The sequence below is a fragment of the Rhizobium phaseoli genome (genome assembly GCF_010668805.1).
Taxonomy (GTDB): domain Bacteria; phylum Pseudomonadota; class Alphaproteobacteria; order Rhizobiales; family Rhizobiaceae; genus Rhizobium; species Rhizobium phaseoli_A.
Window position 1 is genome coordinate 178,894 of record NZ_WUFT01000013.1, and the last position, 26,331, is coordinate 205,224.

General features: G+C 60.6%; 30 protein-coding genes. 17 read left to right on the forward strand and 13 right to left on the reverse strand.

Annotation, left to right across the window (positions count from 1 at the left end; genetic code table 11):
• The first annotated feature begins 4 nt into the window (after positions 1–4).
• From GR197_RS21080 to ppk2, 3 genes are all read left to right on the forward strand, one after another.
• A complete protein-coding gene (locus GR197_RS21080) occupies positions 5–1,087 on the forward strand; it encodes an ABC transporter ATP-binding protein (RefSeq protein WP_164013039.1) in 1,083 nt (360 codons plus the stop codon).
• A gap of 80 nt (positions 1,088–1,167) precedes the next feature.
• Positions 1,168–2,820, forward strand: coding sequence for a GMC oxidoreductase (locus GR197_RS21085; RefSeq protein ID WP_164013041.1), 1,653 nt, complete (start codon positions 1,168–1,170; stop codon positions 2,818–2,820).
• A 111-nt stretch (positions 2,821–2,931) separates the two neighbouring features.
• The gene (gene ppk2 / locus GR197_RS21090; RefSeq protein ID WP_141335705.1) at positions 2,932–3,846 is read left to right on the forward strand and encodes a polyphosphate kinase 2; all 915 of its coding nucleotides are present in this window, start codon (positions 2,932–2,934) and stop codon (positions 3,844–3,846) included.
• 122 nt (positions 3,847–3,968) lie between these two features.
• On the opposite strand, the gene GR197_RS21095 is transcribed toward ppk2, so the two are convergent.
• The gene (locus tag GR197_RS21095) at positions 3,969–4,844 is read right to left on the reverse strand and encodes an aldo/keto reductase family oxidoreductase (RefSeq protein WP_141335706.1); all 876 of its coding nucleotides are present in this window, start codon (positions 4,842–4,844) and stop codon (positions 3,969–3,971) included.
• A gap of 96 nt (positions 4,845–4,940) precedes the next feature.
• On the opposite strand from GR197_RS21095, the gene GR197_RS21100 reads away from it, so the two are divergent.
• Positions 4,941–5,852 carry a LysR family transcriptional regulator gene (locus tag GR197_RS21100; protein ID WP_141335707.1) on the forward strand — a complete coding sequence of 304 codons (912 nt, stop codon included), beginning with the start codon at positions 4,941–4,943 and terminating at the stop codon, positions 5,850–5,852.
• Positions 5,853–5,868: 16 nt separating this feature from the next.
• Here the strand turns inward: GR197_RS21100 and GR197_RS21105 are convergent, their stop codons facing one another.
• The 4 genes from GR197_RS21105 to GR197_RS32070 form a co-directional block, all read right to left on the reverse strand.
• A complete protein-coding gene (locus GR197_RS21105; protein WP_141335708.1) occupies positions 5,869–6,348 on the reverse strand; it encodes a pyridoxamine 5'-phosphate oxidase family protein in 480 nt (159 codons plus the stop codon).
• Between the two features lie 96 nt (positions 6,349–6,444).
• On the reverse strand, positions 6,445–6,639 hold the full coding sequence (locus GR197_RS21110; RefSeq protein WP_071092481.1) for a hypothetical protein: 195 nt from the start codon (positions 6,637–6,639) through the stop codon (positions 6,445–6,447).
• A 57-nt stretch (positions 6,640–6,696) separates the two neighbouring features.
• On the reverse strand, positions 6,697–6,930 hold the full coding sequence (gene rpsU / locus GR197_RS21115) for a 30S ribosomal protein S21 (RefSeq protein ID WP_141335709.1): 234 nt from the start codon (positions 6,928–6,930) through the stop codon (positions 6,697–6,699).
• Positions 6,931–6,956: 26 nt separating this feature from the next.
• The gene (locus tag GR197_RS32070; RefSeq protein ID WP_204330317.1) at positions 6,957–7,109 is read right to left on the reverse strand and encodes a hypothetical protein; all 153 of its coding nucleotides are present in this window, start codon (positions 7,107–7,109) and stop codon (positions 6,957–6,959) included.
• Positions 7,110–7,557: 448 nt separating this feature from the next.
• Between GR197_RS32070 and GR197_RS21120 the strand changes: the two genes are divergently transcribed.
• The 5 genes from GR197_RS21120 to GR197_RS21140 all read left to right on the forward strand — a co-directional run bounded on the left by GR197_RS21120 (position 7,558) and on the right by GR197_RS21140 (position 12,301).
• Complete coding sequence (locus GR197_RS21120; RefSeq protein ID WP_141335710.1) at positions 7,558–8,271, forward strand: Ig-like domain-containing protein; 714 nt, start codon at positions 7,558–7,560, stop codon at positions 8,269–8,271.
• Positions 8,272–8,445: 174 nt separating this feature from the next.
• On the forward strand, positions 8,446–8,634 hold the full coding sequence (locus tag GR197_RS21125; protein ID WP_164013043.1) for a hypothetical protein: 189 nt from the start codon (positions 8,446–8,448) through the stop codon (positions 8,632–8,634).
• A gap of 412 nt (positions 8,635–9,046) precedes the next feature.
• Positions 9,047–10,540, forward strand: a complete 1,494-nt coding sequence (locus tag GR197_RS21130; protein WP_164013045.1) for a DUF4153 domain-containing protein — start codon at positions 9,047–9,049, stop codon at positions 10,538–10,540.
• A 46-nt stretch (positions 10,541–10,586) separates the two neighbouring features.
• Positions 10,587–11,294, forward strand: a complete 708-nt coding sequence (locus GR197_RS21135) for a response regulator (protein ID WP_141335713.1) — start codon at positions 10,587–10,589, stop codon at positions 11,292–11,294.
• Positions 11,294–12,301, forward strand: coding sequence for a HAMP domain-containing sensor histidine kinase (locus tag GR197_RS21140; RefSeq protein ID WP_141335714.1), 1,008 nt, complete (start codon positions 11,294–11,296; stop codon positions 12,299–12,301). The genes GR197_RS21135 and GR197_RS21140 overlap by 1 nt, the downstream gene beginning before the upstream one ends.
• A 26-nt stretch (positions 12,302–12,327) precedes the next feature.
• Here GR197_RS21140 and GR197_RS21145 read toward each other — a convergent pair whose 3' ends face one another.
• Positions 12,328–12,921, reverse strand: coding sequence for a TetR/AcrR family transcriptional regulator (locus GR197_RS21145; RefSeq protein WP_141335715.1), 594 nt, complete (start codon positions 12,919–12,921; stop codon positions 12,328–12,330).
• Positions 12,922–13,040: 119 nt separating this feature from the next.
• Here GR197_RS21145 and GR197_RS21150 point away from each other — a divergent pair, with 119 nt between their 5' ends.
• Both GR197_RS21150 and GR197_RS21155 read left to right on the forward strand, forming a co-directional pair.
• On the forward strand, positions 13,041–13,469 hold the full coding sequence (locus GR197_RS21150) for a tautomerase family protein (protein WP_141335764.1): 429 nt from the start codon (positions 13,041–13,043) through the stop codon (positions 13,467–13,469).
• Between the two features lie 77 nt (positions 13,470–13,546).
• Positions 13,547–13,942, forward strand: a complete 396-nt coding sequence (locus GR197_RS21155) for a VOC family protein (RefSeq protein WP_141335716.1) — start codon at positions 13,547–13,549, stop codon at positions 13,940–13,942.
• A 73-nt stretch (positions 13,943–14,015) separates the two neighbouring features.
• Here the strand turns inward: GR197_RS21155 and GR197_RS21160 are convergent, their stop codons facing one another.
• From GR197_RS21160 to otsB, 7 genes are all read right to left on the reverse strand, one after another.
• Entirely contained in the window at positions 14,016–14,780 is a 765-nt protein-coding gene (locus GR197_RS21160) for an SDR family NAD(P)-dependent oxidoreductase (protein WP_141335717.1), read from the reverse strand.
• A gap of 41 nt (positions 14,781–14,821) precedes the next feature.
• Positions 14,822–15,550 carry an SDR family oxidoreductase gene (locus GR197_RS21165; protein ID WP_141335718.1) on the reverse strand — a complete coding sequence of 243 codons (729 nt, stop codon included), beginning with the start codon at positions 15,548–15,550 and terminating at the stop codon, positions 14,822–14,824.
• Positions 15,551–15,577: 27 nt separating this feature from the next.
• Complete coding sequence (locus GR197_RS21170; protein WP_164013047.1) at positions 15,578–16,834, reverse strand: sugar ABC transporter permease; 1,257 nt, start codon at positions 16,832–16,834, stop codon at positions 15,578–15,580.
• Positions 16,831–17,655: an ATP-binding cassette domain-containing protein gene (locus tag GR197_RS21175; protein WP_141335720.1), complete on the reverse strand. Its 825-nt coding sequence runs from the start codon at positions 17,653–17,655 to the stop codon at positions 16,831–16,833. The genes GR197_RS21170 and GR197_RS21175 overlap by 4 nt, the downstream gene beginning before the upstream one ends.
• A gap of 71 nt (positions 17,656–17,726) precedes the next feature.
• Entirely contained in the window at positions 17,727–18,800 is a 1,074-nt protein-coding gene (locus GR197_RS21180) for an ABC transporter substrate-binding protein (RefSeq protein WP_141335721.1), read from the reverse strand.
• Between the two features lie 248 nt (positions 18,801–19,048).
• Positions 19,049–19,933 carry a helix-turn-helix domain-containing protein gene (locus GR197_RS21185; RefSeq protein WP_141335765.1) on the reverse strand — a complete coding sequence of 295 codons (885 nt, stop codon included), beginning with the start codon at positions 19,931–19,933 and terminating at the stop codon, positions 19,049–19,051.
• A 202-nt stretch (positions 19,934–20,135) separates the two neighbouring features.
• Positions 20,136–20,915, reverse strand: coding sequence for a trehalose-phosphatase (gene otsB / locus GR197_RS21190; protein WP_181410180.1), 780 nt, complete (start codon positions 20,913–20,915; stop codon positions 20,136–20,138).
• Positions 20,916–21,040: 125 nt separating this feature from the next.
• Between otsB and GR197_RS21195 the strand changes: the two genes are divergently transcribed.
• The 6 genes from GR197_RS21195 to GR197_RS21215 all read left to right on the forward strand — a co-directional run bounded on the left by GR197_RS21195 (position 21,041) and on the right by GR197_RS21215 (position 26,197).
• Positions 21,041–22,126: an ROK family protein gene (locus GR197_RS21195; protein ID WP_141335723.1), complete on the forward strand. Its 1,086-nt coding sequence runs from the start codon at positions 21,041–21,043 to the stop codon at positions 22,124–22,126.
• 233 nt (positions 22,127–22,359) lie between these two features.
• Entirely contained in the window at positions 22,360–22,530 is a 171-nt protein-coding gene (locus GR197_RS32075) for a hypothetical protein (RefSeq protein WP_181410174.1), read from the forward strand.
• Between the two features lie 515 nt (positions 22,531–23,045).
• Positions 23,046–23,885, forward strand: a complete 840-nt coding sequence (locus GR197_RS21200) for a transporter substrate-binding domain-containing protein (protein WP_141335766.1) — start codon at positions 23,046–23,048, stop codon at positions 23,883–23,885.
• A gap of 201 nt (positions 23,886–24,086) precedes the next feature.
• Positions 24,087–24,749 carry an amino acid ABC transporter permease gene (locus tag GR197_RS21205; RefSeq protein ID WP_141335725.1) on the forward strand — a complete coding sequence of 221 codons (663 nt, stop codon included), beginning with the start codon at positions 24,087–24,089 and terminating at the stop codon, positions 24,747–24,749.
• A gap of 5 nt (positions 24,750–24,754) precedes the next feature.
• The gene (locus GR197_RS21210) at positions 24,755–25,414 is read left to right on the forward strand and encodes an amino acid ABC transporter permease (protein WP_141335726.1); all 660 of its coding nucleotides are present in this window, start codon (positions 24,755–24,757) and stop codon (positions 25,412–25,414) included.
• A 12-nt stretch (positions 25,415–25,426) separates the two neighbouring features.
• The gene (locus GR197_RS21215; RefSeq protein WP_141335727.1) at positions 25,427–26,197 is read left to right on the forward strand and encodes an amino acid ABC transporter ATP-binding protein; all 771 of its coding nucleotides are present in this window, start codon (positions 25,427–25,429) and stop codon (positions 26,195–26,197) included.
• Positions 26,198–26,331 lie beyond the last annotated feature (134 nt).

Below are 26,331 nucleotides of genomic sequence, written 5' to 3' on the forward strand. Positions count from 1 at the left end.
TTCCATGCAATCTGCCGTCTCCGTCAAGGACCTGAAGATCGCCTATGGCGACCATACGGTGATCGAGAAGCTGTCGATCGATATCGCCCCGCGGGAATTCCTGGTGCTGCTCGGCCCTTCCGGCTGCGGCAAGTCAACGCTTCTGAGCGCCATTGCCGGCCTCCAGGACATTACAGCAGGCGAGGTGTGGATCTCAGGCAAGAACGTCAGCTGGGAGGAGCCGAAGGACCGCGGCATCGGCATGGTCTTTCAGTCCTACGCGCTCTATCCACGCATGTCGGTCCGCAAGAACCTGTCCTTCGGCCTTCGCGTCGCCGGTCTGCCGAAACCCGAGATCGAGGCCCGCGTCGCCCGCACGGCCGCCCTCCTCCATCTCGACGCGCTACTCGACAGGCGCCCTGCCGAGCTCTCCGGCGGCCAGCGCCAGCGCGTCGCCATCGGCCGGGCGCTGGTACGCGAAGTCGATGTCTTCCTTTTCGACGAACCGCTGTCGAACCTCGATGCCAAGCTGCGCAACGAATTGCGCGTCGAGATCAAGAAGCTGCATCAGCGCCTCGGCAACACCATGATCTACGTGACCCATGATCAGGTCGAGGCGCTGACTCTTGCCGATCGCATCGCCATCATGCGCGACGGCGTGATCCAGCAGCTCGCTTCGCCGGCTGAGATCTATCGCCGCCCGGCCAATCTCTTCGTTGCCGGTTTCATCGGCGCGCCGGCAATGAATTTCATCGAGGGCAGGATCGAGCGCGCCGCCGCCCCGCCGCTCTTCCTGAGCAAGGGGCTCGCCGTCGATCTCTCCGGCTATTCCTTTAGCGCAGGCGCGGCGGAAGGTCCGGCAACGCTTGGCTTTCGCCCTGAGCATCTTGTGCTCGATGGGGCGGCAGGCAGCCTGCCCATCATTCCCGGCCGTGTTTCCGTCGTCGAGCCGATGGGTTCGGACGCCGTCGTTTGGTTCGACTGGGCGGATCAAAGCCTCTCGCTGAGGCTGATGGGCGACGTCACCCTGCAGCCCGGCGATGCCCTGGCTCCCGGGCTCGATATCGCCAAGGCGTCGCTCTTTGGCGCCGACGGATCGCGGCTGTGATGCCCCGTCCCGTTGTTTTCCCGCAATTGCCGGCACGTTGCGCGCGGTTTTGAGCAATTGCTCCAGGACAGGATTTGGAAATGTCTGAGATTGTCTACGATGCGCTGGTGACCGGCTCCGGCGCGGCGGGTTCCTTCGCGGTCAAAGAACTGACGGCGCAGGGCCTTTCGGTGCTGCTTCTCGAGGCCGGCCCCGCCGTCGGGCCGAAGGATTTCGATCCCGCCCGCAAGAAGGCGCCTGCAAGCAGCATCAATATCTGGGAGCGTGCGCGGGCAACACTCAAGGGCCAGCCGATCCAGGCGCGGGCGGCGTTTTTTACCGAGCGCTTCAGCCACTTCTTCGTCAACGACCGCAAGAACCCCTATACCACGCCGAAGGGCGAGCCTTTCCTCTGGATCCGTGGCCGCCAGGGCGGCGGCCGCCTCCACAGTTTTGGCCGCGTGCTGCTGCGCTGGACCGATGACGATTTCAAGATCCGATCACGCGCCGGAAAGGGCGTTGACTGGCCGGTCTCCTATGGCGAACTGGCGCCTTTCTACGACGAAGTGGAGACCTATCTCGGGCTCTACGGCAACAAGGACGATGTGCCGACCCTGCCGGACGGTGTCTATGCGAAACCGGCAAGCCTGACGCCCGCCGAACAGATCTTCAAGCAGGCGGTCGAAAGCCGCTGGCCGGGAAGGCACGTGGTCTCCTGGCGCTACATCGCGCCGGATGCCGAACGCATGCCGCGACCGCTCAGGGACGCCAAGGCCACCGGCAGGCTGACGGTCCGCTACGATGCCGTCGTTCGCCGCATCACCACCGACGGGAAAACCGGACGTGCCACCGGCGCCGAGTTCATCGATCGCAACACCGGGCAACTATCGACGGTCCGCGCCGCGACCGTGGTTCTCTCCGCCTCGCCGATAGAGAGCGTACGGCTGCTCTTGAATTCGGCTTCGGCGAGACATCCCGATGGGCTCGGCAACAGCTCGGGCGCTCTCGGCCGCTATTTCATGGACCAGCTTCCCTGCCTCGCCTTCGGTTCCTTTTCGAAGGCGAAGGGCTGGGCGCCCGATGGCTCCGCCCCGACGGATCCGTTCTACAATCCATCGGGCGGGATTTTCATCCCCCGCTTCGGCGAGGGCGATCCCGCCCGCGGCGATTTCGACTACCAGGGAAGCGTCGGCCGGGCACCTGTCTCCGGCGACACTGACGCGCGTCTCGCCTTCTTCGGTTTCGGCCGCATGCTGCCCTATGCCGACAATCGCATTACGCTCGATGTCAGGCGCAAGGACGCCTGGAGCATTCCCGTTGCGCATATCCGCTGCGTGATGCAGGCGGAGGAGCAGGCGCTGCTTCGCCGGCAGGAGGAGACGCTGATCGCCATGATCAGCGAGGTCGGCGGCGATCTTGAATTCATCGGTTCGCCCACCGGCCTCAAGGAGATGGGCAAAGGCGCCTTTCCCGAGGCCGATGCCTTCAGCCGCTTCATGTTCCGCAGCTGGTTCCGCAAGACCATGTGCATGGGTGCGGCAATCCATGAAACGGGCGGCGCGCGCATGGGTGAAACCTCGGAAGCTTCGGTGCTCAACCCCTACAACCAGGTCTGGGATGTCCCGAACCTGATCGTCACCGACGCCAGCGCCTTCCCCGGCAGCGGCATCGCCGGCACCACACTCACTGTCATGGCCCTGACGATCCGCGCCTGCCGAAATCTTGTCTCCCAATACCGGGCGGGACAGCTTTAGGCGCGCTTGGAACGAGAGAGGGTGAGGAACCGTTTCAGCTTTCGATCAGTGGTCGTCATATAACCTTCGTACTGGCGTGCTCCTGTCAAAAAAAGCAGGAAGGAAAAGCCCATGTCTCAGAACCATCAGGACCAACTCAGCCGGATAAAGGCCGAAATCGCCGACAGCTTCGATGAAGAGCTGGAAATGCAGATGGAGGAAGATCGGCTGGACGATCTGGTCGCCGAAGGAATGTCGGAAGCTGCGGAGCCGACGCTCGAGCGAAAGACCTATTTCCGGGAACTTTTTCGGCTGCAGCACGAGTTGGTGCGGCTGCAGGATTGGGTTCAGCACACGAAGTTGAAGGTGGTGGTGCTGTTCGAAGGCCGCGATTCGGCCGGCAAGGGCGGCGCGATCAAGCGGGTGACCCAGCGGCTCAATCCACGCGTCTGCCGGACGGTTGCGTTGCCCGCCCCGACCGAACGGGAACGCCATCAATGGTATTTCCAGCGCTATGTCCCGCATCTTCCCACAGCCGGCGAAATGGTGCTCTTCGACCGAAGCTGGTACAACCGCGCCGGTGTCGAGCGGGTGATGGGCTTCTGCACCCCCGATGAACTCGAGGAGTTCTTCCGCTCGGTGCCTGAATTCGAGCGGATGCTGGTCCGTTCCGGAATCGTGCTGATCAAATACTGGTTTTCGATCACCGACGAGGAGCAGGAATTCCGCTTCAAGATGCGTATCCACGATCCGCTGAAGCAATGGAAGCTTTCACCGATGGATATGGAAAGTCGCGTCCATTGGGAGGAATATACCAAGGCCAAGGAAGAAATGCTGGCGCGGACGCACACCAAGGATGCACCCTGGTGGGTGGTGCAGGCGGTGGACAAGAAACGGGCGCGTTTGAACTGCATCGCCCATCTTCTCGAACAAATCCCGTACGAGGATGTTCCGAAACCGGAAATCGAGTTGCCGGATCGCATCCGCCATGCCGATTACAACAGGGCGCCGGTTGCGTCTGAAATGCTAGTGCCGGAGCGCTATTGAAGGTATAACCATACCGGCCTTCACTGCCGGATGACGAGCGGATTGCGGCGTCGCTGTGTTCTCGGCTCAGCTACACCACGTGTGAGCGTGGTGTAGCGGTAGCTCGCGGCCTTTGAATGCGATCAGGCGGCGATGTTCCCGATCTGGTTGAGTTCGTCGACAGCCTCATCCGGCAGAACAAGCGCGGCAGCGGCGAGGTTTTCCTTGAGATGGCCGACGGACGAGGTGCCCGGGATCAGCAGGATGTTCGGGGCGCGGCGCAGCAGCCAGGCGAGTGCCACCTGCATGGGCGTGGCATCAAGGCGTACGGCGACATTGGACAGGCTGGACGACTGCAGCGGTGTGAAGCCGCCGAGCGGGAAGAAGGGCACATAGGCGGTGCCCTCGCGGGCCAGCTCGTCGATCAGGCGATCGTCGGCCCGATGCGCGAGATTGTACTGGTTCTGCACGCAGACGATCTCGGTGATCCCGCGCCCTTCGGCGATCTGCTTCGCTGTGGCGTTGCTTAAGCCCACGTGACGGATCAGTCCCTGCCGCTGGAGGTCGGCAAGCACCGTCAGGGGTGCTTCGATCGACCCTTCGGCAGGGCCATGAACATCGAACATGAGCCTGAGGTTGACGGCGTCAAGCACGTCCAGGCCCAGATTACGCAGATTGTCGTGGACTGCCGCCGTCAGTTCCTCTGGCGAGAAGGCCGGAATCCATGATCCATCCGCGCCGCGCCGTGCGCCGATCTTGGTGACGATGACGAGGTCGTCACGATAGGGATGGAGCGCTTCACGGATGATCCGGTTGGTGACGTGCGGACCATAGAAGTCGCTGGTGTCGATGTGGTTTACGCCGCTCGCAACCGCCTCGCGCAGCACGGCCAAGGCCGCGCCGTGATCCCTGGGCGGGCCGAACACGCCGGGTCCGGCAAGCTGCATGGCGCCGTAGCCGAGCCGTTTGATGCTGCGGTCGCCGAGATTGAAGGTGCCGGCCTGATCGATAATGGACATGATCTCACTCCTTTCAAGAGTTGACGACAAGATAGGCGTTGTCGGCGCGCCTGATAATTCGGTACAATCCGCACAGGCTGTGCGGAGTGGCGAACAGTGAAAGTCGATTTGGGTGATCTGAATGCCTTCCTTGCCGTGGCGCGGGCCGGTGGTTTTCGCGAGGGCGCGCGTGCAAGCGGCGGCAGTGCTTCCTTCCTCAGCGAGGCGGTGCGCCGGCTGGAGGCCGAACTCGGTGTGAGGCTGCTCAACCGCACGACACGAAGCGTCGTGCCGACCGAAGCCGGCAAAGGCCTGCTGGAACGGCTCGGCCCCGCCTTGACCGAAGTGGAGTCGGCGCTCGATGTGGTCAACGGATTTCGCGACAGGCCGGCCGGTGCGTTGCGGCTCAATGTGCCGGTCAGTGCGGCGCGGCTGGTGCTGCCCGCCATCGTTCCGCCATTCCTGGCCGCCTATCCCGACATTCGCCTCGAGGTGATCGCCGACGAGAGCTTCGTCGACGTGCTTGCTGCCGGGTGCGACGCCGGCATCCGTTATGACGAACGACTGGAGCAGGATATGATCGCCGTGCCGATCGGCCCGCGTGTTCAGCGCTTTGCCACCGCCGCTTCCCCCGATTACCTCGACCGCCATGGCCGGCCGCAACATCCAAGCGAGTTGCTCGGCCATGCGTGTCTGTTGGGCCGTTTTGCCAGTGGTGCACTGACGACGCCATGGGAATTCGAACGAGATGGCGAGGTGGTGCGCGTCGAACCTTCAGGACCCTTGATCGTCAGGGTCGGCGGCGCGACCGATCTTACCATCGATGCAGCGATATCGGGCACAGGGATCATTTGCGTTTTCGAGGACTGGCTGCGGCCGTATATTGACAGCGGCGCTCTCGAGCCCATCCTCGAACCATGGTGGCAGCGCTTTTCCGGGCCGTTTCTCTATTACCCTGGACGTCGGCTGGTGCCGGCGCCGCTCAGGGCATTTATCGAGTTCGTCAAGGCCACGGCCAATCAGGCTTGAACAGCGCTTCTACGCGTCAAAGCTTGACCTCGGCATTGTCGCCCATATCAGGTTTGCTGTTCGAGACCGCTGCGGCGGCCATCTTGATATAGCTGATGATCGTGCCTGGGCTGTCCCAGTATTCGGCCGAAGACGGGGTCATCTTGAGGATGCGGATGGAAGGATCGTCGGGATTGTCCCACCACGCCTTGGCCGGCGTTGCCCATAATTCCCTGATCTTCTCGCGATCGTTCTGCACCTCGGCCGTCCCGGACACGGAAACATATTTCTGTCCTTTGGTGTCGGCAAAGGCGAGGCACACATTTGGCCAGCGGGCGATCTCATCATCCTTGTGGCTGGCCACATCGGTCAGAAAATAGACCGCGTTCTCGAGCTGCGCGGTATAGGCGGACATCGGGCGGGCGCGAAGATCGTCACCGCTGCGGGTCGTCAGCATGCAAAACCCTATTTTGTCGATCAGTTCCCATACCCGTGTCGCATCGTCATGCTCGGCCATCGTCATCTCCATTTGTGTGGGAGGAGACGAGGTAACCATTCGCCGAGGTCAATGTTCCGCAAACTCGACCACTGACGCTTTCCCTGCGCTTGTTCCTCAATGCACGCTTGGAGTTTCCATGACGATTGCGAAGTCTTCGGCGACCAGTTCGCTGACAGCGATGAGGATTTCCTCGCGGGAAAAGCCAGAGGTCAATGCGCGTTGGATCAGATCCTGCAGATCTGGTTCCACGACATCGCGGCAATCCTCGAGGCGTTCTTCTGAAACGGTGAGGCTATTGAGTTCGTCCATTGTCTGTCCTTTCCGGGGAATGTAGGTCATCGAAGCCTGGGAAGGCCGAGATGGCCGCTAACGGGCGGCCGCCCGCTTCGGCCCGGCGATCAGGCCTTCACGCTGCAGCTTCTTGCGTGCGGCTTTACGATGCCGACTGATCGCCTGCGCCTTTTGCCTGACGCGCCGTTCGGAGGGCTTTTCATAGGCGCGCCGGTCCTTCATTTCGCGGAACAGCCCTTCGCGCTGCATTTTCTTTTTCAAAACCCTGAGGGCCTGATCGACGTTGTTGTCTCTGACGAGTACCTGCATTTCGAATTCTCCTATGTAAGGGGCGCTCAGCCGAGCTGCTCGGCGATGAGCGCCTGCAACTCGCGGCGGGTGAGAAGGCACGGAAATGGTTTCCAAGTCCTGCCAGCGCGGCGGACGGCCTCGTCACCCTCACGCGAGTTCACCACCGCAATCGCGGTGGCTGTCTTTGTGTCGTTCAAAAAGAAATCCTTTACCGGCCATTGCCGGCTTCATCGATTGTTGTGGATTTGACCATCGCGCTGCCTCAAGGGCGTGCGCCGATTCAGCCGATGTACAAGCGTCTCGTTCCCAAGCCGGCGACGGCTTCGACTTCCGCTTTAGCCCTAAAATAGTTGGCGGAGCGCGCGATTGCAACAGCTGACCCGGATGGCTCGGTTCGGCGCCCGGAATCATCCTTAGATATATTCATTGCTGATGTTCAAGTTAGCCGGGTATAGAATCGGTCGAATTTTCTTCAATTTGGCGTGAAAACGAAATTATTCGCCCAGGAAATAAGCAACGCCGATATCGGTGGCGAAATTAACCTTTCGTTAAATAACCCATTGACTTGCAGTATTAATAGGTTGTTAAAGGAGCCGCTCGCTGAGGTCGAACCTGGCCCATCTATAACAATTCGAGGAGAGAGCAATGGCTTCGCCGATACACGCAACTGATGATAGTGCAACATTTCTAGAAACTGACGTTATTTCCGGAAATCTCCTTTCCAACGATACATCCGATAATGGCCACCTTTTCCTGCGCGCCTTCGACGGCGAGACCGTTGGCGCCAAAAGCGGCAACAGCCAGATCACCGAAATCCATGGCGACTACGGCACGTTCTTCGTCAAGCCGGACGGCAGCTACACCTATGTCCTGAGCGATGCTGCCAAGATCGGCTTTACCAACGGCGAATCGTACCAGGAAAAAGTTTCCTACAAGATCTCCGACGGCAGCGGTCATACCGACGTCGGCCTGTTCACCCTGAACATTCAGGGCGTAACCCAGGTCAAGCCGATCGCAGTTGACGATGTCTACAGCTTCACCGAAGGCCATGCCATCGGCGGCAACGTTCTGGACAACGACATTGCCGGCGACAACGGCAAGATGTTCCTCCGCCAGTTCCTGACCACGAAGGTCGACGGCAACGCGAGCGCAACCACCGACGTTGCCGGCACCTATGGTACGTTCCACGTCAAGGCCGACGGCTCATTCACCTACGACCTGACGCACGACATCGCTGCTGGCGATCAGGTCACGGAAGTTCTCCGCTACTACAAGATCTCCGATGGTGACGGCCACACGGACACTGCCAAGGTGACCCTCAACATCACCGGCACGGATGCTGTTCCCCATATCGCTTGATCTATAGATCAGCATGACACAACGCCCGCCGCGCAATCGGCGGGCGTTTTCATATTTCTGCCTCTCTCGATGCGGGACGTGGCGGCACCTGACATATTCGGTCGATATAATTCTTTTTAGCTAGTTCTTATAAATGCCGGGGAGGCGTAGTCTCGAAGTTCGGAGGACACGCCCTTGACCGAACACATCGAACCCAAGCAAATTGAGACCGATGAGCTGACGAAAGTCTGGTCCGTAACCGAGTACTGTGCTCGCCATCGGATAGATGCCGAGGAACAGGCGCTGTTGCTCAAACTTTTCGGGCCATTCGCGACCGCCTGCGAACTGCTCCACAATGCCAGGCGCGCACCGAGGTTCAGATAAACCTCCCTTCTATTGGGTGACGCGCGTTCGCTCTGCGGGTTGCTTTCCCCGATTGCTGAAATGAGTGCGGCGCCGTCCTCGGCTACCGGGGGCCTCGTCGAGAAGCGGAAATGACAAACCGCTTTCACGCCCGATACGATCTCGCGAGACTTTCCCGGCTGTTTTGGCCCGCGGGCGATTCCTGAATTGCTCCTCACTCTCTGCACAAAATCTGCAATCCGGCGCGGCATCTTCCTGCCATGAGCAAGAACGACATGCCGCCCCGCGTTACACCTCCCGCTTTGCCGAACCGCCTTCGCAACGACGGTTGGTGGCTGACGGAGACGTGCGGGACACAAGGCCCGCCTTCCCATGCGAGTTCGGCAGTCATGCTCACGACGATCGAAAAGCCGCATCTGCGAGAGGAGCAGCAATGGACACAACAGATATCCTGACGGAAGCAATGCCGATGAGGCGGGGCAGTCGCCGGATGGCGGGGTTGCTGGCGCTCGTGGCGCTTTCAGATTTTCTGATCTTTCGCCATGAACCCGGGATCAATCTTTTCCTTTTTGCGCTCGCCGTCTGCGCCGCCACTCTGCTTTCGGCCAGGAAAAGACCTCGGCTTTCGCTAGCGATCATACTGCTCGGCTTTTCGGTTCTGGCGTCGGCGCCGCTGCTGGAATCGCCTTCGCTTTCGGGCATTGCCTTTAGCCTCGGCGCCCTGATGTCGGTTGCGCTCGTCAGCGCCAGGCTCCTGCCGCGTCGCCTGTCCGCCCTGCCCCTGGTTTTCTTCCGTTTCGCCCTTATCGTTCCTTTGCGGCTTGCGGAGGATATCAGGAAATATCTTGCGACACCGGGGAGACATTTCTCTTTCGCCGGAACCCGACAGAGCATCGCCCTCTGGATCATGCCGCTCATTCTTGCAGCGGTCTTCGTATCTCTCTTTGCTGCGGCCAACCCACTTATCGAGATCGCTCTGCGCAGCATCGATTTTGCCGTTCTGCTGCAGTTCCTCGATCTCTGGCGGATCGGCTTCTGGATGATCGTCGCTATTGTGGTCTGGGCAATGTTGCGGCCGCGCCTCAAGCGCCGCGGTGCAAGGTCGCAGGCCAGGGCCTTCATGATCGTGCCCACCAGAAATGCGCCGCTCGGTTATGCCTCGTTGTTGCGGGCGCTCGTCCTGTTCAACGTGCTCTTTGCCGTGCAGACGCTCCTCGATCTCGTCTATCTCTGGGGCGGCGCAGATCTGCCCGATCACATGAGCCATGCCGAATATGCTCATCGCGGCGCCTATCCGCTGATTGCGACAGCGCTTCTCGCCGCCGGGTTCGTGCTGGTCGCCATGCGGCGCGGCGGTCCCGGCGATCAGAGCCCGCTGATCCGCGGCCTCGTCCACGCCTGGATCGGCCAGAATATTCTGCTCTGCCTGTCGTCGATGCTGCGGCTTGGGCTTTACGTCGAGGTCTACTCGCTGACGGAATTGCGTGTCGCCGCTGGTCTGTGGATGGGCCTCGTCGCCATCGGTCTTTTCTTGATCCTGCTGCGCATTCTGCTCAGCCGATCCAACGCATGGCTGATCGCGATGAATCTCGCCTCTCTGTTTGTCGTCGTCTACATCAGCGCCTTCATTGATTTCCCTGATATTATCGCCCGCTTCAATGTCGCCCACAGCCAGGAAATCACTGCGGAAGGCCCGCCGCTCGATCTCGATTATCTCTCCTCGCTTGGCCCTTCCGCCATTCCGGCGATCGATCTCTATCTCCGCATGTTGCCGGATCAGCTGATCGACAAGAGGAACCAGGCACTGGCGATTCGGTACTATCTCGTCAGGGATTTCGAGCGGCGCCGGCGCGACTGGCGGAACTGGACCTTCCGGGGGGCGCGGCTGGAGACCTATCTTCTGTCTCCTGCAGCCATTGCAAGATAGAGCGAGAACGATAACAACAAGCACGACAAACAACGCAGGACTGGTGATGGCGCCCCGAATTCTCGTCGTCGATGACGAACCTCACATCCGCGATGTGATCTGCTTCGCCCTCGAGCGCGCCGGCCTGACACCGACGGCGGTCCGCAGCGGAACCGAGGCGATGACGGCATTCCGGCGCGCCAACATCGATCTGATCATTCTCGATATCGGCATGCCCGATATGGATGGTCTGGAAGTGTGCCGCCAGATCCGCAAGACATCGGGATTGCCGATCCTGTTTCTTTCCGCACGCGACGAGGAGATCGACAGGGTGCTGGGGTTGGAAATCGGCGGGGACGATTACGTCACCAAACCGTTCAGCCCGCGCGAACTCGTCGCCAGGGTCAAGGCGATCTTGAAGCGCAGCGGCGGCAATGAAGCCGGGCCTGAAAGGCGTCACGCCATCTTTGCCGCCGGCGAACTCAGCCTCGATCGCCACGGCAGGACGGTCATGTTCGGCGACAGCGCCATTTCGATGACGGTGCTCGAATTCGCCATCCTGGACGCATTGTTGTCACGCCCCGACATGGTCTTCAGCCGTGAACGACTGATGGAGGCGGCCTATGGTGCCGGAACCTATGTCGCCGACCGGACGATCGACAGCCATATTCGCAACATCAGGGCCAAGTTCCTGGAGGCCGGCGGCCAGGGGATCATCGCGACGGTGCACGGCATCGGCTTCAAGCTCGGCAGTGAAAGCGGGAGGAAGGCCTGATGCTGGCACCGAAAGTCAGGCCGAAATGGCGCCCGACGCTGGCGCTGATCGTCTATGTCGTGCTTCTCGCCGTCATGGCGCTGCCGATCCTGATCGTCATCTGGTTCCGCGCCGTGGAAGTGAGTTCGAACCGGATGGCGCCGGCGGAAATGGTCGCCCTCGCCGTCGTCTTCATACTGACGCTCGGCGTCGCCTATGTGCTGACGCGCACCATCACCGGCCCGATCGACGCCTTGATCGCCCGCACGGACGAGATCGCCCGCGGCGGTAAGCGGGCAATCCGGCCGCTTGAGAGCTATGGAACGCGCGAGATCGCCGTCCTGTCGCAAAGCTTCCTCGATCTTGCCGGAAGACTGGTCGATCGCACCGAATATGTCCGCTCCTTTGCCGCCCATGTCTCCCACGAACTGAAATCGCCGCTGACGGCCATCCGCGGTGCGGCGGAGCTTTTGCGTGACGACGATTCCGAAAAGGCGATGACGAAGGCGCAGCGTTTGCACTTTCTCGATAATATCGTCGTCGATGCAGCCCGGCTCGATGCGCTGTTGCAGCGGCTGAGGGAACTTGCCCAAGCAGAAACTCCTCTGGCCGAGGGCAAAAGCAGCATCATGGACATCCTGTCCTCGCTGCGCCGGCAATTTCCCTCCCTCGGTATCTCCGGCACAGGCGATACGGACGTATCGGTTGCTCTTCCCCGGGAAGCAGCCGGCATCGTTTTTGCCAATCTCGCCGAGAATGCCCTTCAGCATGGCGCCACGCTATTGGAACTCAGCGCGTCAGCCGATGCCCGGACAACCGTTGTTCTCGTCCGAGACGACGGCGGCGGTATTTCCGAGGCAAATCGCCAACATGTCTTTCAGCCGTTCTTTTCAACCCGCCGCGAACAGGGCGGCACCGGCATGGGTCTCGGCATCGTTCGCGCCATGCTGAGCTCGCATGGCGGAACGATCCGCCTGCTGCCGACGACCGGCGCAGGTGCCGAGTTCGAAATCACCATGCCCGTGTAGTTCTCGCAACCATCGCCGCATGCCGATCAGTTTCGAGGCTCTATCGCTGTCAACGCAGCCTGCGCGATGACATCTGCGATGCGTTCGGAGAGTGTCGGGTCGGAAACGGCGCGCGCCAGGGTAACACCGCCACTCAGCATGGCGAGGAGCAGGATCGCCTGGTCTTCCCGCACGATTCCGGATCGGCCGTCTATCTCCGGCAGGCCGGCGGCGACTTCTTCGACGAGGCGTTTGATCTCTGCCGTATAGGCGCTTCGCGTTTCATCGTCCGCACGCATCACGTCGGGTGAGAGGCTCGGCAAAGCACAGCTCTCGCCCAGATCGCAGGTTCTTTTATAACCGAGATAGTAGCCGACGAAGGTTGTTAGCCAGTCTTTCGGTTGATTGGTCTTCAATGCAGCGATTCCCTGCCGCAGCTCTTCGAGGCCGTCCAGCACGGCTGTGCGAAAGGCTTCGGCCTTCGATTTGAAATGTCCGTAGAAAGCTCCGTTTGTCACGCCGGCGGCCTTCGTCAGCGCATCGATACCGGCACCGCCATAGCCGTCTTGGCGGAAGACCTGTCCCGCGGCGGCGACAACGCGGGCGCGGGTTTCCAGTTTGTGTTCGGCGCTGTAACGCATGAAAACCTCATATAGAGAGTGATCTCTCTTTATCTCTTGCTAAGAGAGCGCTCGCTGTGTATCTATAAAGAGTGATCGGTATATCACAAGCGGTCACGATTCAAAGAGGGAGATATCCGATGCCTATCACACTCACCGTTCCGGAAGGCCTGCTATCACCGGAGGCCGAGGCGCAAGCGTTTGCCGGATTGACGGACGCCTTGCTTGATGTCGCCGGTTTGACCGGCAACGCTTTCATGACCGCCAATGTCATCGGCACGATCAACGTGCTGCCGCGCGAGCACGTGCTTGCTGCGGGAAAGCCGATCGCTGCGGCGTTCGTCGAACTTAAATTGCCGGAGATCGCGCTGGCGAGCGCCGAAGCGAAGCAAGCCTTCATCGAAAAAGCGGCTGATGTCGTCGAGCAGGCCGCCGAAGGCCGGCTCAAGCGAGAGCATATATGGTCGAACATCGTCTATGCCCCCGAGGGTGCGTGGGGAATTGCCGGCGACAGCTACAGCAACGCCGACTTCGCCGGCGCCATCCAGGGTGCGGCCGCCGCGTTGTAACGATTGCGGCGCATGTGCGAAACCTCAGACTTGACACAGCAATGCGCCGCCCTCTGGCGGCGCGACGGAGCCAGCCCATGCAGCTTGCCAACTATCTGTTCTTTTCCACCGGCTGCGAGGAGGCACTGGCCTTTTATGCCGAATGCGGGCTTGGCCGGGTCTCGCTATTGAAGCGCCACGGGGCAGATGGAATGCCCGTTGCCAGCGAAGCCGTGCGGGGCAAGGTGATGCATGCGCGTTTCGAAGGACCCGGCATTCTGTTCTTCGCCTCCGACAATCACGATGCCGAGCCGATGCGAGGCTCCGCCCATATGCTGATCGTGGATGACCGCGACAAGACCGAGGGGCTTTTCGCCCGACTGGCCGAAGGCGGTAGGATAACGACGCCGCTGGCGGTCCAGCCATGGGGGAGCTATTACGGCAAGCTCACCGATCGTTTTGGCGTCCAGTGGATGCTCGATTGCTTGAAGTGAGCCCGTGCCGCCCATGCGTGAATGTGCTTCGCGCGCCAAGCGGCGGGCGCTCTCCCCGCTCAGGATCCGTTCATCACCGCGTGGTATAGCCGCCATCGATGACAAGCACTTCGCCGGTGACATAGCTTGCCGCTGCCGAGCAGAGGAACAAGGCAGCCCCCGCCACCTCTTCCGGCTGCCCGACTCGTCCCATCGGGGTCATGCTGCGCCAGGTCGGAAACCAGTCGGGATTATCGATGCCGCCGCGCGACAGATCGGTTTCGATATAGCCGGGTGCGATGGCGTTGACGCGGATATTCTCGGCGGCGACCTCGCTCGCCAGGCTCTTGGTCATCATATGGACCGCCGCCTTGGAGGTGTTGTAGGCGACCTGGTTTTGCGGAATGTTGGAGACGATGCCCGACATCGAGCCGATATTGAGGATGACGCCGCTGCCCTGGCGCCGCATCGGGGCGAGTGCTGCGCGGCAGGCGCGGAAGACGGCGTCGACATTGACGGTCATGATCTCCCTCCAGACGGCATCGGAGAATTCACCGCTGTCGCCATGAATGGCGATACCGGCATTATTGACGAGAATGTCGAGCCGGCCCGCCCGTAAGAGCGTCTCGGTGACGAGCGCGTCGGCGGCATCGTCTTTCATCAGGTCGGCGGCGACGAAATCGCAATCGACACCCGCCTCGGCGAGCCGGCCCTCCGCCGCTGCATTGCGCGTCCTTCCCGTGATGAGGACTTTGGCGCCCGCCTCGCCGAGCGCCTCGGCGATTGCAAGCCCGATGCCGCGCGTGCCGCCGGTCACCAGCGCCACCTGTCCATCTAAGCGAAACCTATCGAAGATCATCTTCGTTTCCTTCCGTGATTTTCAGAGCCGGTGCAAAATCGTCAGATATCCGTGCTCTGCGGCAGGATGACGAGATCGCGGATCGTGACGTTGCGCGGGCGCGTCAGCATGAAAAGCACCGCTTCGGCCACCTCCTTCGGCTCCATCAGGCCGCCGGCGGCAAGTGCCTCATCAAGCTTCTCCTGCGGCCAATCGCTCAAAAGAGCGGTGACCACGGGGCCTGGCGCGACCGCCCCGACGCGGAGGCCATGCTTTGCCACCTGCCGCCTCAGTGTATGAACGAAGGCTTGGACGGCATGTTTTGAAGCCGTGTAGATCGGCTCCCAGACGACCGGGATGATGCCGGCGACGGAACTGGTCAGGATGATATCCCCGGTCTTGCGCTCGACCATATGCGGCAGCACGGCATGCACCGAGCGGAAGGCGGCATTGACGTTCAGGTTGAGCATCCGGTCCCAGGCGTCGGGGTCGCCACCCAGGACCTCGCCGCCGATATAAGAGCCGGCATTGGCATGGAAGATATCCAATTGGCCTGCCTTCTCCAAAATCTGCGGCATCATCCCTTCGACGCTTTTCGGATCGGTGAGATCGATGACCAGCGGCATGGCGTTCGCGTCGAGTTTCGAGCAGATCTCCTTCAAGGCTTCTTCGTTGCGATCGACCAGCACCACTCGGGCGCCGGCGGCAAGCAGGGCCTTGGCGCATTCGAGGCCGATACCCGATGCCGCTCCGGTGACGGCCGCGACTTTTCCAGACAGATCCTGTCCCATTTTCTTCCTCTGCTTTCTTGTGGGTTTCTAGGCCCGGCCGTGCGAAATCCGCGATCGGCGTGCCAGCGAGTCGACGATGACGGCGACGGCCAGAACGGCGCCGGTGATCATGTATCGAAGCGATGACGACAGATCGAGAAGCGTCAGCCCGCTGGCGATGGACTGGATGACGATGATGCCGAGAAGGGCTGAATAGGCGCTGCCGCGCCCGCCGAACAGGCTCGTGCCGCCGATGACCGCCGCAGCGATGGCGTTGAGATTGACGTCGCCGGTACCGGCCTGCTGACTTGCTGTCGCCAGCCGGGCAGCCGAGAGCACGCCGCCGGTCGCCGCAAGCAGGGCGCAGGTGACGAAGGCGCTTGCATAGATGCGCGAGACGTTGATGCCAGAGCGGCGGGCGGCCTCCCTGTTGCCGCCGACGGCATGCATGGAGCGTCCCCATTTGGTGCGCGTCAGGGCATAGTTCATGGCGGCGACGAGCCCGACGAACAGGCCGAACATCCAGGGAATGCCACGCGACTGGTTGAGATAGAATGCGACGGCTTCCAAAGCGGCGGTGATGATGACGGCGCGCAGGAGCAGCCCGCGGGCCGATTTCGCCGACAGGCCGGCTGCCCGCCGGCGCGCTGCCGTGCGGTAGCTCGCGAAGAAGAAAGCAATGCCGGCAAGGGCTACCAGCAGATAGGCGATCGGGTCCGGCATGACCATAATCTGACCGAAACTCACGAGCCAGGAACCATAGGGCAGATTGATCGAACCGGTCGCTCCGAGGATATAGAGCTGCAGGCCGAGAACCGCGAGCAGCCCGGATAGCGTGGAGACGAAGCTCGGCATGCCGAAGCGGTTGAACAGGAAGGCGTAGAGAGAGCCGATCAGAGCGCCGACGATCATGGCGGCGAGGACCGCCAGGACCACCGGCCAGCCCTGGTTGACCCAGAAGACGCCGACCAGCGCCGAGGCGAAGCCGCTGACCGAGCCGACGGAAAGATCGATCTCGCCCACCATCAGGATGCAGACGATACCCAGCGAGATGACGCCAACCGTCGAGCAGTCGAACAGCATGTTGACGAGATTGGCGCTGGAGAGAAACACCGGATTGAGCGCCTGGAACACCGTCCAGATGATTGCCAGGCCGACAATGACCGGCAGCGAGCCGAGGTCGCCGGTGCGGATGCGATCCCAAAAGGCGCGGATCGAGCCGGCGAGACTATCGTCATGGCGCACTCTTTCGTCACGCCGATCGAGAAGCGCGGGTACCGCCGGTTCATTCGGGATGGTCTTCATGATGGCCTGCCCTCCTCATTCTCTCGGCTTTGCGTCTTACGGCGCGTGGCGCGGCGGGAGACGGAATTGTTGGATGCACCGGTGATCGCGCTGACGAGCTCTTCGTTGGAAGCATCGGGCAGCAGGGTGCCATTGTTGCGGCCGAGCCGAAGGACGACGATGCGATCGGCGACCGCACGCACATCCTCCATATTGTGGCTAATCATGATGACGGCGAGCCCGCGTTCCCGTACGCGCTCGATCAGATCCAGCACCTCGGCCGTCTGGGCAACGCCAAGCGCTGCTGTCGGTTCGTCGAGCATGATCAGTTTCGGCTCGAGCAGCAGCGATCGGGCAATCGCCACGGTCTGGCGCTGCCCGCCGGACAAGGAGGCGACGGGCTCGCGCACGCTTGGGATTCGGGCCGAAAGCTCGTTCAGAAGCTTCCAGGCACGGATCTCCATAGCAACCTCATCGAGCTGAAACGGATTGAGTTCCTTGCCGAGAAAGATATTGGCGACGACATCGAGATTCTCGCACAGTGCCAAATCCTGGAAGACGGTTGCAATGCCGAGCCCGAGAGCAGCGCTTGGGCTCGACAGGTTCACCGGCTCACCCTCAAACAGGATCGTGCCCGAGCTCGGTTGGTGTACACCGGCCAGGATCTTGACCAGCGTCGATTTGCCGGCGCCGTTGTCGCCGACCAGTGCCACGACCTCGCCGGCATGGACATCGAGTTCGATATCGGTGAGTGCCGACACCGCCCCGAAGTTCTTCGATATTCCGCGCAGGCTGAGGACGGGCTGGCGGGAAGGGTCAAGAGTATCAGAGGTTTCAGACATCGCCTGGCCTTTTGGAAGAAGCGAAACGGCAAGCGCGACCGGCCGACCGGCCGCGCTTTCCCTTGGCTCGATTACTTGGTGATCCCGAGCTTCTTGCAGCCGTCGGCATAGCGGCCGGTGCACAGCTCCTCGGCGGTGTTAATCTTCTTGTCGATGATCTCGGCCTTGAGATTTTCGGCGGTGACGACAGCGGGCACGAAAAGCTGTGCCGGCGTGTCGTAAAGCGTCATTTCGGCCTTCGGCATTTCTCCGGCCAGGAGCTTGACGGCGACGTCGGCAGCGGCAGCGGCAACGATTTCGCTCGGCTTGGAGATCGTGTTGTACTGATCCCCCGATATGATCAGCTGCAGCGCGGCGATCGTCGCATCATTGCCGGTCACCGGCGGCACGGGATCGACACCCGCTGCCTTGAAGGCTGCAATGGCGCCGCCACCGGTGCCGTCATTGGCGGCGACCACGCCGACGATCTGTTTGCTGAAGCGGGTGATCTGACCGGCTGCCCATTGCTGGGCATTCGCCGGTTGCCAGTTCGGCGTGTCGAATTCGGCAAGCGTCTTGTATCCGCCACTTGCAAGACCATCGTGAATACCGTCCTTGATCAGCCCGGCAGCCGCATCTGTGGGTGAACCGTTGATCTGCAGGATGCCGCCGCCGTCGGTCGGCACTTTCTTAGCCTTCAGATGCTGGACGAGCGATTCCGCGATTGCCTTGCCGATCGCCTTGTTATCGAAGGAGACGTAGAAATCGGCCTTGCCCTTCGGGATCGGACGGTCATAGGCAATGACCTTGACACCCTGGCTCTGGGCGAGCTGGACGAGAGACGCGGCGGCTGCCGAATCCACCGGATCGAGCACGATGACCTTGGCGCCCTGGGTAATGGCCGAATTGAACTGCTGCTGCTGTTTGGCGATATCGGCATCGGCATTCTGATAGAGAACCTTGCACGAGGCGCAAAGCTTCTTCATTTCCGCGACGAATCCCGGATGGTCGTGCTCTTCGTAACGGGTCGAGCCCTGGTCGGGCATCAGGAATGCTACCGTCGCATCCGCGACGGCGTTTTGCGCGAAGGCGGACGTACCGCCGAGCATGGATAGGACAAGTGCTGTGGCACCTGCTACCTTGGTTGAAAATTTCGTCATTTCCATATCCTCCCATTGGAAAAAATTGTGTAGCTTCGTCGTTGCAGTGTTTCGCTATGGCCGTTCGGCTGAGCGAACCGCCACGCCTGTCCCGGCGGCTTGCAGTGTTTTGAGGACAAACGTCTACTCTCGCGAACCGCTCCCTGCGCGCTCGCGTTCAAATCGATGTCGGTTTTGGCTCCTCCTCGTCCTCCCTATCGCCTTCTTCGGCGGACCTCCGTCATATTCCCGACAACGGTGCGCGTCCGGCTTGATTAAGCCGCCTTCGCCACGTTGATATTGTCGCCCAATAGCCGCCGGAAACGGGAAGGCGTCATGCCTTTTTCCGCGAGAAATTGCCGGTTGAAATTGGACAGATTGTTGAAGCCGACCTCGAAGCAGATATCGGTGATCGATGCGTGGTCGTCGCTCATCAGGATCTGACAGGCGAGATTGATGCGCAGGCGTTTCACATATTGCACCAGCGACATGCCGGTATGGCGGCGAAAGGCCCGCGAGAAGGCGCCTGTGGATTGTTCGGCAATCCTGGCGAGATCGGCTTCGTCGAAGGATTTCGTCAGATTCTCTCTGATATAGGCGAGTGCCTTGTTGATGCCGGCCGACATGTAGCCCGATGGATCGGGCAGATAGTTCGGGCTGGCGAGAAGCTGGGAATCCTGCGCCCGGCTGAGCAGGCCGACGATCATCATGAAGAGCTCGATGCGACGCACACCGTGAGCCTGCTGCACCTCGTTCATCAGGGGAGCAACCTGGCGGCTGGTATCGGCGCCGAAGAGCACGCCGCGGCGGGAGGCTTCGAGAACCGGATCGAAGGGCCCAAGCTCGGCCAGCACCTTCATCGTGTCGCCGATGAAATTCTCGCTGAACTGGATAAGCTGGCATCGAAGCGGAATGCTCGATCCTTTCGGGACATCGCTGATCCAGTTATGGGGAAGATTAGGCCCGGCAAGCACAAGGTTGCCCGGTTCGAACTCGCCGATGAAGTCGCCGACGAAATATCGTCCGGTCGTCGCCACGACGAGATGAAGCTCGTACTCCGGATGAAAATGCCAACGAACCGTATGATAGGGATAGCCATGCGCCTTCGTTGCGAAGGATTCGCCCGGCCGGATCTGAATGACTTCCAAGTCAGGTTCCATCATTTTCCTCCTCCGAGGACGGGTGGTAAGCCCGCGTGCCAAATTCCCTTTTCGGCTTTATTGTTAAGCGGAGTGTAGTGGGCACGTCTCACGCCCGCCACCACGATTCCCAGGCAAAACTGATACTTTTTTGTCGATCGACGCTTCGCAGCTGGCGGAAAGACGACAGCAATCGGCATTGCACATCATCCGAGGACATGCTTCAGCCCGCCAAGGCGGCAATGACGTTTCTGACCAGTGCAGAGGAGGACAGCCGGCTCGTGGCACAGCTCGGCGCGCCGATCGCGCCGACGCGTACGGAAACGCCGCCACGCGCATTGGCGATCGCAAACATCGACTCGTCGGTCAGATCATCGCCGATGGTGATCGGGCAGCGGTTCCTGAAAGGGTCGGACTGGAAAAATCGCTCCAGCGCATCGCCCTTGCTCGATCGTGCGGGACGTAGCTCGAAGACCATCTTGCCGAGCTGCAACGCCCAGTTCGGCCCGGCCAGCTCCGCATAGTGGTGCATGCGGTCTTCGAGTACCTTTTCATATTCGGGCGCGAGCCGGTAATGGGCGGCAACGGCGGCGCCCTTATCCTCGATCAACACCCCCGGATAGTGCTCGGCTTCCGCAGTCAGCGCGTGCTTCAGCGCCTGAAACTCAGGTGTCGCCTCGACCGTCTGCATTCCCGCGGCGCTCCTGATTTCCGCGCCATGAAGGCCTGCCGTCGGAAATGCATAGGGTTTGAACAGCGCGTCTGCATAAGCAAGCGACCGCCCGGTGACCAGCGCCAAGGCGCCGCCGAGCTTGTTCGACAGGCGGTGAAGTTGTCCGGGAAGCGCCTGCGGAACTTCGATCGCGTCCGGCGTGGGCGCAAGATTGAGCAGCGTCCCGTCGATATCGAGAAACATCGCCCAACGATCCGGCTCTTCCAAGACCAGTGAAAGCATTTCCTGGGTGGCGCTATCGTCCTGCACGGGATTCTCCAAACGCTGCAGTCATTGAAGCTAGGTCGCCGAGCGACGAGGGCAAGGTGAGCTTTCCCGACTCCGGAACATCAAGAGGCTGGTCCGCGTTGTATCTCGCCGCCCGTTCGAGCACTCGCGCCGTAGAAGGTATTTTGATGGCCAAAAGCAGTTCCGACCCCCGTGATGAAGTCAATGCCCCGCTGGCACATGGCGCGTTAAGCCTGCCATTGGTGATGATCGACGATTACAACAACGAGCTGCGGGACAAGAATGGTTTCGTTGGCGACAACGCCAATAAGAAGACTTTTCAAATGAAGCTCGACGATTGGAGAAAACGCGTCCGCAAGGTCGGAGACGACCCGATCGGCAAGACCGCGACGGAAAAGCTTTCCAAGAAGAAGATCGATGCTTTCCTCAAGGGCGACGACATGGAGGCAGCGGCGTTGATCATGGGGGCGGTGGAAGACTTCGCTCAAGACTTTGCCGAGGTGATTGGAAAGTTCCTGAAAGACAAGCGCTGGGGCAAGACGGAACGCATCGTCGTTGGCGGCGGTTTCCGGCAGAGCCGGTTCGGCGAGCTGACCATTGCCAGGACCATGGTTATCCTCAAGGCGGCCGGCATAGACGTCGAGGTCGTGCCGATCGTTCACCATCCCGACGAGGCTGGACTGATCGGCTCGGTCCACCTGATGCCGCGCTGGATGTTCAAGGGCCACGAGGCGATCCTGGCCGTTGATATCGGCGGCACCAACGTTCGCGCCGGCGTCGTTAAATTTGGAAAGGACGACGCACCGAATTTCGCGGATGCGAGCGTATGGGAGTCAGCCATCTGGCGCCATGCCGATGATGAGCCAAGTCGCACCGCAACCATCGAGAAGTTGGCTGCGATGTTGCACGAATTGATCGGGAAGGCGGAGAAGGCCAATCTCAGACCTGCGCCCATTATCGGGATCGCCTGCCCCGGCATCATCAAAGCCGATGGCTCCATCGAACGCGGCGGACAGAACCTGCCGGGCGGAAACTGGGAGAGCGACAGCTTCAACCTTCCCGCCGCGCTGATGAAGGCCATTCCTGAGATCGGCGACGACAGCACATTCGTGATGATGCACAACGACGCCGTCGTGCAGGGATTGTCGCAGATCCCATTTATGACCGACGTCTCGAGGTGGGCGGTACTGACGATCGGTACGGGTCTGGGCAATGCGCATTTCACCAATCGCGAGGCAACGAAGGCGCGATAGGCTCAACCTCCACTGCCCCAGGGCGAACCAACCAAGCCCCGACAGGAAAGAGTGCCCGTTTGCGGAAGATGGAGATGAGATCTGGTCAACCGGGTTAGCGGCAGCTTTGGAGCCCCTCCCCTTTTTTGCTTGCGAAAAGATGGTGATAACGCTCGCGGGTTGTTCTCGTCGGGTTCAAATTGCGCTTATCTCTCCGGCGTCACACTAGCCATTGCGCAGACGAAAGATGGATCATGAACTTCAAGGGAATAAGCGCTCCGCTCAATGCTGTCCGTCTCGAACAAATGCTCGGGCTCGTTCCGTCACGCCGCGATCCTGAAACCCGTGATCCAAACGACAAATCTTCCGGCAATGAACCCGCCCGCGGGCTGGAGGCCGAAAACCAGTACCGTTCGCCTGCCTAAACGACCAAACGGTCTTCGTAGACCGATCTGTGCAAGGTGACGTCGGTCCTTCGCGATGAGCCGGCAATGGCGTTTCGCGCGCAAGATGCCCCGATTTATGAGCATTGCGTGAATGCGATTGACTGTGCTCGGCGCGATCCGCCGAGCCGCAGCAATCATGGTGAGGGAACAGACCGCTGCGAGCTGGGGCCTCGTCTCAGGCGGCGGCATCCTCCTGTCGACGGCTTTAAAGTCTGTCTCGCTTCCAACAACGAAGACATCGCCGACCGTTGAGACGCGGCGCTGTTCGATTCGATATCCCTTCAATGAAACGGTCAGCAAACCTCCGGCGATCAGCCCCGGTGGCAACAGGAAAATGCTGCACTGCCAAAAAAATCGTCACGCATTTCACTGCGCGTTTTTTCGGCACCACCCATTGACAATTCATCCTTCATGGCACTTGATAGGCTATTCCAGTAAAACAGACAGACGTCCATTATATTGGAATAATGGGAACCATCCATAAGGGGAACGCCATGACCATTTCCTTTCGCACCGGCGTGATGTCGCTGGTCGCCGCCGCCATGTTGTCCACGCCTGTGCTGGCCGACGGCAGCAAGCTCGATGAAGTGCTGGCCCGCGGCCACCTCGTCCTCGGCACGGGCAGCACCAACGCGCCCTGGCACTTCAAGAGCGCAGACGACAAGCTTCAGGGTTTCGACGTCGACATGGGCCATATCATCGCTAAAGCTCTCTTCGGCGATCCCGAGAAGATCGAATATGTGAACCAGTCTTCCGACGCCCGCATCCCGAACATTACCACTGACAAGGTCGACATCACCTGCCAGTTCATGACCGTTACCGGCGAACGCGCCCAGCAGGTTGCCTTCACCATTCCCTATTATCGCGAGGGTGTGGGCCTGATGCTCAAGGCGGACGCAAAATATGCCGACTACGCCGCCCTCAAGGCCGCCGGTTCGTCCGTCACAATCTCGGTTCTCCAGAACGTCTATGCCGAGACAATGGTGCATGCGGCCTTGCCGGAGGCGACCGTCGATCAGTATGATTCAGTCGACCTGATCTATCAGGCCCTGGAGTCGGGACGCGCCGACGCCGTCGCCACCGATCAGTCGTCGCTCGCCTGGTATATGACCCAAAATCCGGGCCGCTATAAGGACGCCGGCTACGGCTGGAACCCCCAGACCTACGCCTGCGCGGTCAAGCGCGGCGACCAGGATTGGCTGAACTTCGTCAACACCGCCCTGCACGAAGCCATGACCGGCGTTGAGTTCGACTTCTACGCCAAGTCCTTCAAGACCTGGTTCGGCAAGGATCTGACGCCACCGCAGATCGGCTTTCCTGTGGAATTCAAGTAACGGCGATGCGGAGCGGGATAGTTCTCCCGCTCCGCTGCGCAGGATGATTTCAGGCCGGAGCGGCCTAAAATCTGAATCCTGTTCTACATTATAGAGTTAGAGCATGATGTCGTCCGAAAACCGCTCACACTTTTCGGCATCATGCTCTAAAAAACCGCTCACGTTTTTCGGCATCCTGTTCAGTTTGAAAGGGCGGCCCGTATGGGTTACACGTTGAATTTCGGCGCCGTCTGGCGCAATTTCGATTTTCTTTTGAGCGGGCTCGCGCTCAGCCTCGGCCTTGCGGTGATCTCGATCCTGATCGGGGCTGCGATCGGTCTTGCCGTGGCATTCGCGCTGACGTCCAAAAGCCGCTTCGCGGTCGTTCCTGCACGGGTCTATGTCACGGTAATCCGCAACCTGCCGATTCTCGTCCTGGTGCTTTTCGTCTTTTTCGCGCTGCCGCAGATGGGCTTGCGCCTCGACAAGATAAAAAGCTTCGTGCTGGTCCTATCGCTCTATTCCGGCGCCTATCTGGCCGAGGTGTTCCGCGCCGGCCTGTTGTCGATCCCGAGAGGATTGACGGAAGCCGGCCTTGCCATCGGCCTGACGGGAATGCAGATCCGCAGCTCCATCATCGCGCCGCTGATGCTGCGCAACGTGCTGCCATCGCTGTCCTCGACGATCATCTCGCTCTTCAAGGACACCTCGCTCGCCGCCGCCATCGCCGTGCCGGAGCTGACCTTTGCTGCCCGCAAGATCAATGTCGAAAGCTTTCGCGTCATCGAAACCTGGATGGTCACATCGGCGCTTTACGTCGCGACCTGTTTCCTCATCGCCGCCGTGATGCGCTTCGTCGAGCGCCGCCTGGCCCTGCCGAGATAGACCTGATGACCCACACCTTTCTCGAACAACTCTGGATCGCCCGCTACGTCATCATCAACGGTGTCGGCGTGACCGTGTCGATCTCGCTGCTGGCCATCCTCGCGGGTTCCGTCCTCGGCGTTTTCGTCGGCCTGGCGCTCGTCTATGGCGGCGTTGTTTTGCGTGTGGCCGTGCGCGCCTATACCGATATCATCCGCGGCACGCCGGTGCTCGTGCTCGTGCTGGCGAGCTACTATGTCTCTGCCGCCGTCGGTCTCGATCTCGGGCCGTTTTCAGCCGGCGTGCTCGCCCTTGCTGTTTTCTGCTCCTCGCATGTCGGCGAAATCGTGCGCGGTGCGCTTCAGGCGATCCCGAAGGGGCAGACTGAAGCCGCCAAGGCGATCGGCCTGACCTTTACCCAGACCTTTACCTCGGTGCTGTGGCCGCAGGCCATGCGCCAATGCCTGCCGGCCTGGGTGAATACGGCCGCCGAAATGGTGAAGGCCTCGACGCTTCTCTCGGTCATCGGCGTCGCCGAGCTTCTGCTGCGCACGCAGGAGATCATCTCCCGCAATTTCATGAGCCTCCAGTTCTATTTCCTGGCCGGTGGTCTCTATTTCATCGTCAATTACGGCATCGAGCACTTCGGCAAATATGTCGAGCGCAAGACCGCCCTGCCGTCCTGAGGAGTTCCCCCGATGGCCAACACCATTCTCGACATCAAAGGCCTGCGCAAGACCTACGGCATCCACGAGGTCCTCAAAGGCGTCGATTGCGCCGTCGCGGAAGGCGAGGTCATTTCCATCATCGGCTCGTCCGGCTCCGGAAAAACCACCTTGCTGCGCTGCGTCAACATGCTGGAAGAATTTCAGGGCGGCACGATCAGCCTCGATGGCGAGGAGATCGGCTATCGCGCCGAAGGCGCGACGCGGCGCCGCAAGAGCGAGAAGGAAATTGCCCGTCAGCGCGCGCTGACCGGCATGGCTTTTCAGCAGTTCAATCTCTTCCCGCATATGAGTGCGGCTGAAAACGTCATGCTCGGCCTCGTCAAGGTAAAGAAAATGACGAAGCCGGAGGCCCGAGCCATCGCGGAAAAATGGCTCGATCGTGTCGGCCTCGCCGCGCGCACGAACCACTATCCCGGACAGCTTTCCGGCGGCCAGCAGCAGCGCGTCGCGATCGCCCGCGCCATCGCCATGTCGCCGAGGCTAATGCTGTTCGACGAGGTGACCTCGGCGCTGGATCCGGAGCTGGTGGGCGAAGTGCTGCAGGTCATTAAGGGGCTTGCCGCCGACGGCATGACCATGCTGCTCGTCACCCATGAAATGCGCTTCGCCTACGAGGTTTCATCACGCGTCATCTTCATGAACCAGGGGGTTATCTGCGAGGAGGGAGATCCGAAGGAAATGTTCGTGCGGCCGAAGACCGAACGGCTCGCAGAATTCCTCAAAACCTCGAGTTTCAACTAAAAAAGGGCGAGGACGATCGGCTACCCCGGGTAGGCGTCGACCGCATGCTAGAGATATCGTGACGGGCTTTAGCAAGCTGCTGAAATTCGCTCTGCGTTGGCGCAATCGCTTGCTGTGGGTCTTGTTTTTTCACA